Annotated in this window: 1 protein-coding gene; it reads left to right on the forward strand. The window is 72.8% G+C overall.

The window, feature by feature from the left end:
• Window positions 1–254 (forward strand): hypothetical protein (locus ACLJNW_RS26815; RefSeq protein ID WP_410961597.1); only part of this gene is annotated, 254 nt, incomplete at both ends.

Here is a 254-nt window from a genome sequence, read left to right on the forward strand (position 1 = left end):
GTGCTGGAGGCCTGCCTCGCCCGCGGGCGCCTGGAGGCCGCCAGATGGCTGCTCGACCAGGGAGTCGCGGTGCACCAGGACAGCCTGCAGATTGGCGCCGCGCACCTCGATGCGGTCCTGGCCGAACGCCTGTTGCGGCTCGGCGCGATCTCCGACCCGAATACGGTGCTCCTCGCCCTGCAATACGGCGACGCCGACGCCGCGCGGATCATGGCGCGACCGCTGCTGGAGGAGTCGCCGGCGAGGGCCAACGC

This window comes from Salmonella sp. SAL4457, assembly GCF_046548235.1.
In the GTDB taxonomy this organism is placed as follows: domain Bacteria; phylum Pseudomonadota; class Gammaproteobacteria; order Enterobacterales; family Enterobacteriaceae; genus Salmonella; species Salmonella enterica.